Raw genomic sequence first — 14,647 nt, 5'->3', positions numbered from 1 at the left:
TCTCGCGAAGGGTAATCAGTGTCTTCCCCCACCACGGTCACGGTCACCCATCACTCCGGCAAAGACATATCCCCTGCGCCTCTGTCATTGGCGCAGGAGCGTCTATGGGTAACGGCGCGCATGGACGGACAGGCCAGTGCCGCGTACAACGAGCCGATGCCCTTCGACATCCACGGGCAGCTGGACCGCGACCTGCTGATCCAGGCGTTGCACTTGCTGGCGGCCCGGCACGAGGCGCTGCGTACCCGGCTGGTGCCGTCCGGCGGCTCAGCGCTCCTGGTCGTCGATCCGCCGGAGACCGGGTTCCCGGTGACCTTCGAGGATCTGACGGCGCTGCCGGACGCTGCTGAGCGTTTGGCGCGGACGAGGCGGAAGGTGGAGGGCACTCCGTTCCGTCTGGGTGAGGAGCCCATGGTCCGCGGCTGCCTGGTGGCACTCGAACCGGACCACCACGTCCTGCTGCTGACAGCCCATCACATCATCTTCGACGGCTGGTCGCGCTCCTTGCTGCTGCGGGAGCTCGGCCTCATGTACACCGCGCTCCAGCAGGGGCAGGACGCGTCGCTGCCCGATCTGACCTGGCAGTACAGCGATTACGCCCGTTGGCAGTGGGGCTGGATGGCGGGGGAGGAGCCGGCCGCGCACGCCGACTACTGGGCCGCGGCGCTGGCCGATGCCCCGGCCGTGCTGTCCCTGCCCACCGACCGGCCTCGGCCGCCCGAGCAGGTCTTCGACGGGGACCGCGTGCCGGTGTCCGTCGACGAGGAGCTGACACGGGCCCTGCGCGAACTCGCCGCTGACAACGATGTCTCCCTGTACGCGACCGTCCTGACCGGCTGGTCGGTGTTGTTGTCCCTGCTCTCCGGGCAGGACGACATCGTGGTCGGCGCCCCGACCTCGAACCGTCGGCGCGGCGATGTCGAGGGTCTGATCGGCTTCTTCGTCAACACGCTCGCCCTGCGCGCGGACCTCTCCGGGGCGCCGAGCGTCAGCGACGCCCTGAAGCGGGTGAACCAGCGGATCCGCGACGCCCTCCACCACGTCGACCTGCCCTTCGAGCGGGTCGTCGAAGTGGTCAACCCGCCGCGGAGCCCTGCCTACACGGCGCTGTTCCAGACCTTGTTCGCCTGGGTCCCCTCCATGCGCAAGGAACTGGAACTCCCGGACCTGAAGGTCGAGTTGCGTGAGGACGCGGTCCACGTCCCGGCGAAGTTCGACATGGTCCTGGCGCTGGCCGACGAGGGCCGGCAGCTCACCGGGGAGATCGACTACGCGGTGGCGCTGTTCGACCGGGAGACCGTCGAGCGGTACGTGCGCCAGTTGCTCCGCGTGCTCCGCCTGATGACCGAACGGCCCGAGGCCCACATCACCGACTTCACGTTGCTGGACGAGGACGAGCAGCGGGAGATCCTCGCGACCTTCAGCACCGGGCCCGGCGCGGACATGCCGGCCCCACCGGCATCTGCGGCTCTGCTGGAGCGGTTCGCGGAACAGGTGCGCGTACGGCCGGGGCAGACCGCGGTGGTGGCCGGGGACACGGAGGTGGACTACGCCACCCTGGACCGCCGCGCCAACCGGCTCGCCGACGCGCTGATCGCCCGCGGCGCCGGACCTGATCGCGTGGTCGGCCTGCACGCCGGGCGCACGGCCGAGCTGGTCGTCGGTGTGCTCGGCATCCTCAAGGCGGGGGCCGCCTATCTGCCGCTCGACCCCGGGCAGCCCCCGGAGCGGCTCACGGCCATGGTGGACGACGCCGCACCCGTACTCGTACTGACCGATCGTGCGGACGACGCCGTCGGCGACCGGGAGTTGTGGCGGGACCTGGCGGCGACGGAGGCCGAGGGAACGCGCGACGAAGCACCGCCGGTCGACGCGGACCCGGCGCGGCTCGCCTACCTCATCTACACGTCCGGATCGACCGGCCGGCCCAAGGGCGTGGCGGTGACGCACGGCAGCGTCGTCAACCTCTTCGACCACTGGCGCGCACTCATGGGAGACGCTCCCGGCGAGGCGGCATCGGCCTGGTCGAGCATCGGCTTCGACGCCTCCGTGCACGAACTCCTCGTACCGTTGACCACCGGAGCTGTGCTCCACCTGGTCCCTGACGAACTCCGGGGTGACCCCGCGCTGCTGGTGGGCTGGCTGCGCGAACACCAGGTCACCCAAGCCTTCCTGCCTCCGTCCTACATCCTGTGGATCGACGAGGATCCGGCCGCACGCCTGGCCGGGCTGGGCCTGCGCCAGCTCCTCACCGGTGTCGAGTCCCTGCCCGAGGCCGCCCTGCACCGCATCCGCGAGGCGCTGCCCGGCCTGCGCATCTGCTTCGGCTACGGCCCGACCGAGGCGACGCTCTACTCCACCGCCTACACCGACCCGCAGCCGTACGAGCGGCCGTGCCCCATCGGGAGACCTCTGCGCGGCACCCGCCTGTACCTGCTCGACGCACGCATGCGGCCGGTGCCGGTAGGAGTCACCGGCGAGGTGTACCTCGGGGGAGCGAGCCTGGCCCGTGGATACCTGAACCGCCCCGACCTCACCGACGAGCGGTTCCTCCCCGACCCGTTCGTACCCGGCGCACGCGTCTACCGCACCGGCGACCTGGCGCGCTGGCTGCCGGACGGGAACGCCGAGTACGTCGGCCGCGGCGACGACCAGCTGAAGTTGCGCGGCTTCCGCATCGAACCGGGCGAGGTCGAGGCGGCGCTGCTGTCGGTGCCAGGGGTGCGGGAAGCGGTGGTGCTCGCCGACCGCGACACACCAGGAGGCCCGCACCTGGTCGCCGGTGTGGGACGTGACAGCGAGACGACGTGGACACCGCACGCATGGCGCGCCGCTCTGCAAGACCGCCTGCCCGACTACATGATCCCCGTCGTGGTGGCCGAGTTCCCCCGGCTCCCGTTGAACCGCAGCGGCAAGGTGGACCGGACAGCGGTGCTGCGCGCCGTCGCGGAGAGCCGCACGGAGCGGGTCAACACCTCCACGCCCCGCGATCAGGTCGAGATGGCGCTCTACCGGATCTGGCGGCAGGTGCTGCTCCACCCGGACGTGGGGATCGACGACAACTTCTTCCATCTCGGCGGCACCTCCATCTCCGCGATCAAGATGGCCTCCGCCGTCCAGGAAGAACTCGGCGTGAGCCTGCCGGTCCGGGACGTCATGCTGCACCCCACCATCGAGACGCTCGCCGAGCGGGTACGCGTCCACAGGAGCGAGGCGTCGCAGCCCACGGACCACAGCAGCCTCGTGGAGTTCCGCGCGGGCGACGGCCGACGGCGCGTGGTGTGCGTGCACCCCGCCGGCGGCACCGCGTTCTGCTATCTGCCCCTGGCCACGGCGCTGCCCGCCGACGTCGGCGTGGTGGGACTCCAGGCGCCGGGCATCAACCCCGGCGAGTCCACCCTGCCGGACGTCCGGGCGATGGCCGAGGAGTATCTGCGGCTCGTCGCTCCCCGCCCCGACGAGGCACTGGTCCTCACCGGGCTCTCCTACGGCGGCCTGGTCGCCTACGAGATGGGCCGTCACCTGGCGGCCGCCGGACACGAAAGGGTCAGCGTGGTCCTGCTCGACACCCATGGCGCCGAGGACGCGGAGCAGCGCGCCCGGATCGCTCCGGTCGGCATGGACGAGTTCCGCGAGAAGCTGGTGCGCTTCAACGGCATGTACCCGGGCATCGACGACGACCAGGTGGCCCGGTACCTGACCGTCTACAACCATCACCGCGAGACGACACGCCACTACGTCGTGCCCGAGTCCTCGGCCCGTGTCGTGCTGATGCAGGCGACAGCCGTGGAGGAGGAGCCGGAGGGGGAGTCGGCGGGGGAGGGCAGCGAGGGCGCGGCCGCCCGTCAGCGCGCGTTCTGGCGCAGCCGCGTCAGCGGCCGGTTCGAGGTCGAGCCGGTGGCCTGCGGCCACTGGGACATGTTGGAGAGCGACGCACTGCCGCGTGTGGCCGCCGTCCTCACCGCCGAACTGGACCGTTCAGCGACCGATCAAGAAGACGCCACGACGGGCCGCAAGACCCTTCCCGGCACGTCGGAGGCATGATGGAACCGCACTTCCCCACTTCCCCCACCCGTGTGCCCGAGGACACGGAGCCACCGGCCGGGATCGCCCAGGGGATCCACCGTCAGGCGCTGCGCTCGCCTCGGGCGGTCGCGGTCGTCGACGGCGACGTACGGCTGGACTACGCGACGGTGAACGCCGCGGCCGCGGCCGTGGCCGAGACACTGGCGCGCGAGGGCGTGACGCGAGGACAGGCCGTGGCGGTGGCGCTGCCCCGCTCGTGGCGGCTGGTCTGCGTGATGCTGGGCATTCTGCGGCTCGGCGCCACCGTGGTGCCGCTGGACACACAGAGCCCCGCCGAACGCCGCCGCTTCATCCTCGCCGACTCCGGCGCGACCGTCCTGGTGCACGCCGCTCCCGACAGCGCCACCGTGCTTCCTCAGGACGTGCGGGAACTCTTCGCGGACGCCTTGCTGCCCGGCCTCCCGGACATCTCGGCCGCCGTGCAGGCGCCGCCCGCCGCCGGTGACGTGTCCTTCCTCTTCTACACCTCGGGAACCACCGGACAGCCGAAGGGAGTCGAGGTCCGCGACGCCGGAATCACACGGCTGGCGGACCCGGGTTTCCCCGGTGCCGGACCCGGCCGGCGCTACGCCTGGATGGCCAATCCGGCGTTCGACGCGCTGAGCTTCGAAGTGTGGGTCCCCCTGTTGTCCGGCGGCTGCTGTGCGGTCCTGTCCGACGAGGACGTGCAGACCCCCGAGCGGCTCGCCGCGGCACTGCGGCGCGAGCGGGTGGACACCATGTTCGTCACCGCCGCGCTCTTCAACGCGGTGGTCACGGCCGTGCCGGACTGCTTCGCCTCGGTCGGCCGGGTCCTGGTGGGCGGTGAGCAGCTCAACGCCAAGGTGATGCGCCAGTGGTACCGGGACAACGCCGACAGCGCCACCCGCCTGTTCAACGCCTACGGGCCCACGGAGTCCTCCACCTTCGCCCTGTGCCACCCGATCCCGCGGGACTTCGACGGTGACGTGGTGCCCATCGGCCGACCCCTGCCGCGGACCGGCGCCGTCCTGGTCCCGCAGGGCCAGGAGAGGGTCGCCGCACCGGGCGAGGTCGCCGAACTCCTCCTGAGCGGACCCGGACTCGCGGCCGGCTACCGCAACCTCCCCGAGGAGACCGAGCGGCGCTTCGTGCGGCTCCGCTGGCTCGACGGCGGCAAGGAGCGGTACTACCGCACCGGTGACCTCGTCCGGGCCGACGACGAGGGCCGGGTGGAGTACATCGGCCGGGCCGACCGCCAGGTCAAGGTCCGCGGCTTCCGCATCGAACCCGGTGAGGTGGAGCGGCACATCGACGCGCACCCGGCGGTCCGTCAGACCTACGTGTGCACCCGGCGTGCGGGCGAGGACGGCCCGAACGAACTGCTGGCGTTCGTCGCCCTGCGACAGGAGCTGACCTACGAGGAGTTCGACAGCCACCTCACGGCCCGCCTGCCCGTCTACATGCGCCCGCACCGGATCCATCTCGTCGAGGAACTGCCGCTCAACGCCAACGGCAAGGTCGACCAAGCCGCGTTGCACTTGCAGGCCGGCCGGCCCTGGCAGCCCGCCTCCTCCGGGGGACCGGCCGCGACACGGGCGGAGCGCGAGGTCCTGGAGCTGGCCGAGGAGATCCTGGGGGTCACCGGCCTCCGGCTCGGCGACCGGTGGATCGCCAACGGCGGCGACTCGCTGAAGGCCCTACGGTTCCGCTTCGCCGTCCGGCAGCGGTGGGGCCGCGACCTGGCACAGGCGGCCGTCCTCCACGGTGACCTGGCCGCCATCGCCCGAGCCGTCACCACGACCGGCCCCGGCGAGGAGAGCCCCTACCCGGACGTCGTGGTCGCCGGTGCCTCCTCGGCGCCCGCCACGAGCGAGCAGCAGCGGCTGTGGCTGCTGCAGCGTCGCGCGCCGGGGTCCCGGGCGTACTCCGTCGGTCAGGCCTTCCGCGTGGACGGGCCCGTCGACACCGCCGCCCTCCGGCGGGCGCTGCGGGCCCTGGTGACACGCCACGCGGCGCTGCGTACGAGCTTCGACGCCGGGCCCCTTGGACTCCTTCAGACGGTCGGCGAACCGTACGATCCCTGGCACGAGCCGGGCACACAGCGGGCCTGGGACGAGGAAGAGGCGCACGCTGTCGCCGACGCCTTCTTCGCCGAGCCCTTCGACCTCGCCGTCCCCCGCATGTTCCGGGCCTCCTGGCTGCCCCGTGCCGGTGGCGGCACACTGCTGCTGCATCTGCACCACATCGCCGTCGACGGCTGGTCACTGAGCAACCTGCTGCGGGACCTGTCCGCCGAATACGCCGGGACCGGCGCCCTTGATGCTGGCGCCGCGGCTGGTCGGCACCAGCGGCCCGTACCCGACCCGCTGGACTTCGCGGCCTGGCAGAGCGCCTGGTTCTCGACCGCCGCCTACCAGGCACAGCGCGATGAACTCCTGGCGTACTACCGCGCCATGGAGGAGCCGCAGGAACCTCTGCCCGCCCCCGGCACCGATCCGGCGACGCGGGCGCGGCTGCTGCACACGACACTCGACGTCGTGCACCGGGCCGGGGTGGACCAGTTCTGCGCCGAGCTCGGACTGACCCGCTTCCAGGTGCTCCTCGGCCTGTTCTCCTGGAGCCTGTACGGTGTGACCGGCCTGCTCCGCCCGCGGATAGCAGGCCCCGTCGCCAACCGTCCCGTGGGCGACTTCGAGGACAGCGTGGGCATGATGGCCAACACCGTGCTGCTGCCCGTGACCGTCGCACCCGACGAGGACCTGCGGGCACACCTCGCCCGCACCGGTGCCGGAACACGAGATGTACTGCGCCATGAGGACGTGGCGCTCGCCGACGTGCTGACCGGCTGGGAGGCGGCCGGGGACGGCACCCCGTTCGACTTCCTGTTCGTCCTGGAGAACACCGACTTCGCGGGGCTGCGGCTGCCCGGCTGCGTCCAGCGTCCCCTGTGGTGGGCCGCGGCGGAGGCCAAGTGCCCCCTGACGGTCTCCGTGGTGGAGCACCCCGACGGGCTCGACCTGCTGTGGGAGTACGCGGAGGACCGGTTCACCGGCGAGGCAGTCGAGGCGATGGCCCGGCTGCTGCGGCGGGCCGTGGCCACGCTCGCCTCCGGCGGCCCCTCCACCGTGCGGGAGCTGGTCGCCCCCTACCGGCGCTCCCTGCCGTCGCACGGGCGCGGACCCGCCCCGGAACCCGGCTTCACCACGGTCGCCGAAGGCTTCGCCCGGCAGACCGCCCGCACCCCGGACGCCCCCGCTGTCGTCACGGCCGACGGGAGCACCCTGAGCTATACGGCGCTCGACGCCCTCGCCGAGGACCTCGCCACCGAACTGGCCGAGCGCTACGCCATCCCGGCCGACGGCAGCCCCTGCCGGGCGGCCCTGTACATGGAACCGTCCGCCGAACACGTGGTGGCGCTGCTGGCATTGACGCGGCTGAACGTCACCGCCGTCCCTCTCGATCCCTCCTACCCGGCCGACGCGCTGCGCCGCGTCCTGGAACGCGTCGACCCGCTGTGCGTCCTGGTCACCCAGGACGGCTTGCCGGCGCTCGACACGCTGCTCCAGGACGGCGTGGAACGCCACCTCGTCACGCTGACGGACGCGGCGACGCACCAGGGCGACGCCACGGACGACACGAGTGCGCCGTCCGCCGGTACGCGGAAGTGTCGCGCGCCGGACGACACGGGTGCGCCGTCCGCCGACACCCGGAAGCGGCGCACGCACGAGGGCGACGCCGCAGACGACACAAGTAGTACGTCGTCCGCCGCACCCCGGAAGCGGCGCGCTCACGAGGGCGCCCGCCCCTTGTACACACTCTTCACCTCCGGCTCCACCGGCGTCCCCAAGGGCGTCCAGATCTACGACCGCACGCTGTGCGACCTCATCCGGTGGCAGTCGGGACCCGGCGGCCTGACCGCCCCCGCGGCCACCCAGCAGTATTCGATGCTGGCGTTCGACGTGTCTTTCCAGGAAATCTTCGGGACCCTGTGCACCGGCGGCAGCCTCCGGCTCGTCCGCCCGGAGTGGCGGCAGGACGCCCCCGCGCTGCTGGAGAGGCTGGAGTCCACCGGCGCCGAGCGCATCTTCATGCCGTACGTCGCCCTGCAACTGCTCGCTGAGTACGGGGTCCGCCTGGGCCGGTACCCCTCGCGGCTGCGTGAAGTGGTCACCGCGGGCGAGCAACTGGTGTGCACCGACACCATCCGCCGCTGGTTCGCCGGACTGCCCGGCGCCCGCCTCTTCAACCACTACGGGCCGACCGAAACACACGTGGTCAGCGCCCTGTGCCTGGAGGGCGACCCCGCTCGGTGGCCCGAACGGCCCGCCATCGGACGCCCGGTGGCCGGCGCCGACCTGCGCGTGGTGGACGCCCAGGGCGATCCGGTGCCGCCCCTGTGCACCGGCGAGCTGCTGATCGGCGGCACCATGACCACCCGCTGCTACCTGGACGAACCCGACTCCGACGGCACACGCTTCGTCGAGGTGCCCGGCGCGGGCCTGTTCTACCGCAGCGGCGACCGGGCGTGGTTCGACCGTGACGGCCTGCTCCACTACGCGGGCCGCGACGACCAGCAGATCAAGCTCAGCGGCCACCGGCTGGAACTCGGCTCCGTCGAAGCCGCCCTGCTGCGCCATCCCGACGTGGCGGGCGCCGTCGTCGTACGGGACGGCGACCGGCTGACGGCCTGCCTGGAAGTCCGCGACGCGTCCCTGTCCGCCGACGCCCTGACCGCCCATCTGTCGGCAGCGCTTCCCGCCTACGTCCGGGTGGACCGCTTCCGCAGCCTGCGGAAGCTGCCGCGTACCCCGAGCGGCAAGCTCGACCGGCAGGCGGCGCTGCGGGCACCGGGGGAGGAGATGTCCCGTTCGGCAGCCGCCCGCACCGGCCTCTCCGCCGAGGAGGAACGGCTCACCGCCGCCTTCGAGGAGGTCACCGGCGCGACGATCGCACCGGACCAGACCTTCTTCGAGGCAGGCGCCTCCAGCCTCAGCCTCATGCGCTTCCACCTGCGCTGCACCACGGAGCTCGGCCTGCGCTTCAACGTCGCGGACCTGTTCGAGCACGTCACCGTCCGCTCCCTGGCCCGCCACCTCTCCGCCACCCCCGCGCCCGCTCCTACGGTCGAGCGGACCGGCGGGACCTCGCGGCCCGGCGAACCGATCGCCGTCGTCGGCATGGCGGTGCGCGTGCCCGGCGCGCCGGACCTGGCCGCGTTCTGGGACCTGGTGGTCTCGGGCGGCACCGGCATCCGCCGTATCGACGCCCCGGAGGGTGTCATCGGTGCGCACAGCACGCTCGACGGGATGCTCGACTTCGACCCGGGCCACTTCGGGATCAGCCCGCAGGACGCGCGCCTGATGGACCCCCAGCAGCGGCACCTGCTGATGGCCTGCGTACAGGCGCTGGCCCACGCCGGCATCGCGGACACCTCGGCCACGCGCGTGGGTCTGGTGGCCGGTGCCGGGGAGAACACCTACTTCCAGAGCATGCTCCGCGAGGCGGACCCGGACCGGCTGCCCGACGGCTTCCAGCTCGCCCTGCACCACGAGAAGGACTTCCTGGCCACCAAGGCCGCCTACCACCTCGGGCTGACCGGCCCCGCCTTCAGCGCCCAGACCGCGTGCTCCAGTTCCCTGGTCGCCGTGCACCTCGCGGCCGGTCTGCTGCGGCAGGGCGAGGCCGACGTGATGCTCGCCGCGGGCGTCCTCATCGACCCCGGGCTGACCGGCGGCTACCGCTACCGCCCGCAGCACATCTTCTCCGCGGACGGCGACTGCCGTCCCTTCAGCGACGACGCGACCGGAACGGTCGGCGCGAGCGGCGTCGGCGTCGTGGTCCTCAAACCGCTGCGGCAGGCACAGCTCGACGGGGACACCGTCTACGCGGTCGTCACCGGCTCCGCCATCAACAACGACGGTACGGCGAAGATGAGTTACACCGCGCCGTCCCTGGCCGGGCAGCGCGAGGTGATCCGGACCGCCCTGGCCCGCGCCGGACGCACGGGCGCCGACCTCGGCTACGTGGAGGCACACGGCACCGGCACCCGCCTTGGCGACCCCATCGAAGTGGCAGCACTGCGGCAGGCGTTCGACGTGAGCGAGTCCGGGCGCTGCGCGCTCGGCTCCGTCAAGAGCCAGCTCGGCCACCTCGGCGCGGCCGCCGGAGTGGTGGGCCTCGTACGCGCCACCCTCGCCGTGCACCACGGAATCGTCCCGCCCACGATCAACTTCCGTGCCTTCAACCCGGAGATCGGACCCGACCCCACCCCCTTCCACGTCCCCGGCCAGGCCGCGCCCTGGCCGGGGGAGCGCGGACGGGTGGCCGCGGTCAGCAGCTTCGGGATCGGCGGCACCAACGCCCACGTCATCGTCGAACAGCACACCGGGACCGACACCACGGCGGCCACCGCACCCGACACCGTGCCGCGCTGCCTGGTGCTCTCCGCCTCCAGCACGGACGCCCTCGCCGCCGACGCCACCCGCATCGCCGACTACCTGAGCCTGCGGCCCGAGCGCCTGGAGTCCGTACTGCGCCATCTGCAGACCGGGCGCCCCGCTCGTCGCCTGCGGTGCGCGGCCCCCGTCGAGGACGCCGCCACCGCCGTGGAATGGCTGCGCGCGGTGGCCGCGGGCAAGGTCCCGCACGGTGTCGCGGACCCGGACGCCACCCCGGTACCCGCCCACGGCCGCACGGCGCACGAACTCGCCGAGCACTGGACCGCCGGAACCCCTGTCGACTGGCGGACGGCGCCCGCCCCGGCGCCCTGGGACTTCCCGCCCCCGTCCTTCGCGCTCGCGGAGTACGACTTCGACCGCACGCCCGGAAACCGCGCGCCCGGGACCCGCACGCCGGAGAACCGCACGCCCGGGACCCGCACGCGCGGGAACCGCACGCCGGAAGACCGCACGCGCGGGAACCGCACGTCCGGGAACCACATGCCGGAGGACCGCACGCCCGACGCCCCGGCCGGACGGCCCCAGCGGCTTCCCCAGGCCGACTGGCTGCACCAGTCGCACTGGGTCCGGCTGCGCCGCGCCGCCACGACGGACACCACCGCGCCCGCCACCCGCGCGCCCGCGGTGATCGTCATGACCGGCGAGAACACCCCATGGGAAGCGTGCGCGCCCTTCGAGGCCGTCGCGTCGCGCGTCGTACTGGTGCGCGCGTCAAGCACCTTCGCCCGCCGCGGCCCCGACGTCTTCGACGCCGACCCGGCCGACCCGGAATCCCTGTGCCTGCTGCTCGACGCCCTCTCCGACGGCGGCAGCGGCGACCCCTGGGACCTCGCCGACGCGGAATGGGTGCACGCGCTGCCCCTGGAAGTGACGGGTCCCGTCGGTTCCCAGAGTCTGGACCGAGCCCGCCACGCCTGTCTGGACACCACGGCGGCCCTGGCCCAGGCCCTCTCCGGGCGGACCGGCACCCCGCGCGTGTGGTGGCTGTCGTACGGCGCCCGACCCGTGGCCGGGACCGTGGACAGGCCCGAACTGGCCTTCCTCGCCGGGCCGGTCGAGGTCGCCCCGCAGGAGTCCGCCCTGACCGGACACTGGCTGGATCTCCCCGACGGCGACCTCACCGGCTGGGCCGGACACGTGGCCGCGATCGTCGGCGCAGCACGCCGCGCGGAACAGTCCGGCGGCCCGGCTCTGCCCCGGCAGGTCGCGCTGCGGCAGGGCTACTGGTGGCGTCCAGGCACCGTACCCGTGGCCGAGACGGCCGACCCGCGCCCCCTGCCCGTACCGTCCGACGAGGACACCGTCCATCTGATCCTCGGTGGCACGGGCGGCATAGGCCGCGCCATCGCCGCATGGCTGCTGGAACACACCCGCAGCCGCGTCCTGCTGCTGTCGAGAAACCCGCGGCTGCCCGCCGAACTGACCCCTTGGGCGGACCGCGTCGGCCTCGTCCCGGCCGATCTGGCCGTCCAGCCCGTCCAAGACATAGCGGCGGCCGTCGCCGAGCACACCCCGCGCCTGGACGGGATCGTCCACGCGGCGGGCCTCGGCTTCGGAGGACTGCTCGTACGCCGCGACGCCACGGCGATGCGCGACGCCGCCGCGGCCCGGGACAGGGGCGCCCTCGTCGTGGAGCACCTGATCGAGCGCTTCCGGCCGGAACTCGCGGTCTACTGCTCCTCCATGTCCGCCCTCCTCGGGGGTGTGGGCCAGAGCGACTACGCGGCAGGCGCGAGCCTGCTCGACGGCTTCGCCCACCACCGCGCCACGGAAACGGAGACGACGGTCCGCCTCGCCATCGACTGGGACATCTGGCGCGAGACCGGAATGGCGACACAGGTCGCGAACCCCGACCGCCGCCATCAGGCGCACCTGGAAGTCGGCCTGACAGTCGAGGAAGGCAAAGCGGTCTTCGGCCGGGCCCTGGCCCTGCAACTGCCGCAACTCCTCGTCTCCACCACCGACCTCGACCTCTCCCGCTCCTTCTACGCACCCGCCGACGCCGGCCGGGTGCAGCAGCCCTCCTCACCGTCCGAACCGGCACATCGCACGGACGAGGCGGCCGCCCGGGTCGAGGACGGCGCCGAAGAGCGAGCCCGCGCCATGACCCGCGTGATCCAGGACCTGCTGGGCGTGGACCGACTGGACCCGGAGGACTCCCTGTACGACCTGGGCGCCGACTCGCTGATGATGATCAGCCTGATCGTCCAGATCGAGGACGACTTCGGTGTCGCGTTCGAGCTGGGCTCCTTCAGCCACCGGGTCAGCCTCGCCGAGATCCTCAAACACCTCGACGCGGCCCTCGCACCCGCCGGGACGGACGCGGCCGAGAGCACCGAAACACCGGTGGGGGTCGAGATCTGGCAGGAAGGGACCGGACCGGACGTCCTGTGCCTGATACACCCCGTGGGTGGAGACATCCAGGCCTACCGGTCCCTGGCCGCAGCGCTCGGCCCCGTACCGACCGTGTGCCTGATCGCCGACCCGGCACTGCGCGACAGCACGCTGCCCGCGTGGACACTGACCGAACGCGCCCGCCACTACGACGCGGCACTCCGCGCCCGCTTCGGCAGCCCCGACCACCGGATCCACCTCGCCGGATGGTCGTACGGAGCCAGAGTGGCCATGGAGATGGCCGCCCTCGCCGAATCCGCCGGTCAGCGGGTGGAGACGCTCCACCTCCTTGATCCGCCACCGCCGCGGGCGGACGCGCTGGTCGCCGCCTACGACGAGACCCACCTCGAGAAGGTGTTCGCCGCCGAACTCGGCACCGCGGCCTCACCGGTGTCGGCCGAACACGCGCAGGCGTACGCCGACAGACTGGCCCGCTGCTGCCGGGCCAACCTGCGCAGCCTGGGCGAGCACCAGGTCCGGCCGCTCGCCTCCGTCCCCACGTTCCTGTGGCTGGCCGAACTGCCCACAGCCGGTATGCCCGCACCTGGTGATCCGGGGGAGACGGACCGGCAGTGGAGCGCCTGCCTGCCCTCCACCGCCGTACGGCGCACCCTGCCCACGGACCACTACGGCATCGTCGCCCCGCCCCATGTGAACGCGGTGGCCGAGACCATCACCGCGGCGCTGACCGGCCCGGTGCTCGACCGAGACCTGTAACCCCACCCCCCTCCGGAGGATGTCATGGAGTCATACGAGCGCGAAGCACTGGAAGCGGTGACCACACGGCCCGTGCACCCCTACCGCACGCTCACCGCCGAACGGATCACCCCCGTGCTGGGAGCGGAGATCGGCGGTGTCGACCTGTCGCAGGAGCTCTCCGCGGAGCAACTGGAGGAGATACGCACCGCGTTCCGCGACCATCACGTCCTCGTCTTCCGCGACCAGACGATCACCGCCGAGGACCACAAGCGCTTCGCCTCGGCCTTCGGTGAGCTGCGCGCCGTCAGCCCGCCGCCGCCCGAGGGCGACCCCTACATCCTGGAGATCCGTACGACGTCGGCCGCGGCGAACGTGGCGGGCAACGGCTGGCACGCCGACGGCACCGCCGACGCCGAACCGTCCCTGGGATCGATGCTCTACATCACCGAGATCCCCGAACCCGGGTGCGGCGGCGACACCCTCTTCGCCAACATGCACCTGGCCTACGACATGCTCTCGCCCGCCATGCGCTCCCTGCTCGACCCGCTCACCGCCATCCACGACGGCGCCCAGGCCCTCGCGGGCTACACCCTGCCCCCGGACTACGTCGTCCCCAAGAGCGAACACCCGCTCGTGGCCCGCCACCCCGAGACGGACCGCAAGCTGCTCTACGTCAACAAGGCGTACACCAGCCGCATCCCGCAGCTCGCGGCCGACGAGAGCCGGGCGCTGCTCGACATGCTCTTCGACATGATCGCCCGCAGGCCGGTCCTGCACTGCCGCGTCCGCTGGACCCCGGGCACCCTCGTCTTCTGGGACAACCGCTGCGTGCAGCACCACGCGACGTACGACTACTACCCCTACGCCCGCTACGGCCAGCGCGTCGCCATCAACGGCGGCCCCGTCAAGGCCTGACGGCGCACTCAGTACTGGCGTCCGTGGGCGGCCCGCGCGGGGCCGGGCCCCCGGGGGGGGGGCGGCGAGGGGGGCCGCGGGGGCCCGCCGGAGCATCAGGGTGGGGCGAGTCCCCGCGCGTGGGTTGCGTGGCC

3 protein-coding genes are annotated in these 14,647 nt (G+C 72.6%); all 3 read left to right on the top strand.

All coding sequences use genetic code 11. The annotated features are described in order from the left end of the window. Positions 1-18: 18 nt before the first annotated feature. From ABZ877_RS35135 to ABZ877_RS35125, 3 genes are read left to right on the top strand one after another with little or no spacing between them, the layout of a single operon-like run. A complete protein-coding gene (locus ABZ877_RS35135; protein WP_361079825.1) occupies positions 19-4,044 on the top strand; it encodes an amino acid adenylation domain-containing protein in 4,026 nt (1,341 codons plus the stop codon). After that, positions 4,044-13,616, top strand: a complete 9,573-nt coding sequence (locus ABZ877_RS35130) for an amino acid adenylation domain-containing protein (protein WP_361079924.1) — start codon at positions 4,044-4,046, stop codon at positions 13,614-13,616. The genes ABZ877_RS35135 and ABZ877_RS35130 overlap by 1 nt, the downstream gene beginning before the upstream one ends. 24 nt (positions 13,617-13,640) lie before the next feature. Beyond that, complete coding sequence (locus ABZ877_RS35125; protein ID WP_361079823.1) at positions 13,641-14,513, top strand: TauD/TfdA family dioxygenase; 873 nt, start codon at positions 13,641-13,643, stop codon at positions 14,511-14,513. Positions 14,514-14,647: the final 134 nt, after the last annotated feature.

Origin of the sequence: Streptomyces sp. NPDC046939 (assembly GCF_040644575.1) — a bacterium.
Classification (GTDB): Bacteria; Actinomycetota; Actinomycetes; order Streptomycetales; family Streptomycetaceae; genus Streptomyces.
Note: the sequence above shows the minus strand (reverse complement) of the source record. Positions and strands in the feature narration are given on the sequence as shown.

What these genes read in the sequence shown, in the direction of transcription:
- ABZ877_RS35130 (WP_361079924.1), top strand. Translation starts at nt 4,044, where the DNA reads ATGGAACCGCACTTCCCCACTTCCCCCACCCGTGTGCCCGAGGACACG.
- ABZ877_RS35125 (WP_361079823.1), top strand. Translation starts at nt 13,641, where the DNA reads ATGGAGTCATACGAGCGCGAAGCACTGGAAGCGGTGACCACACGGCCC.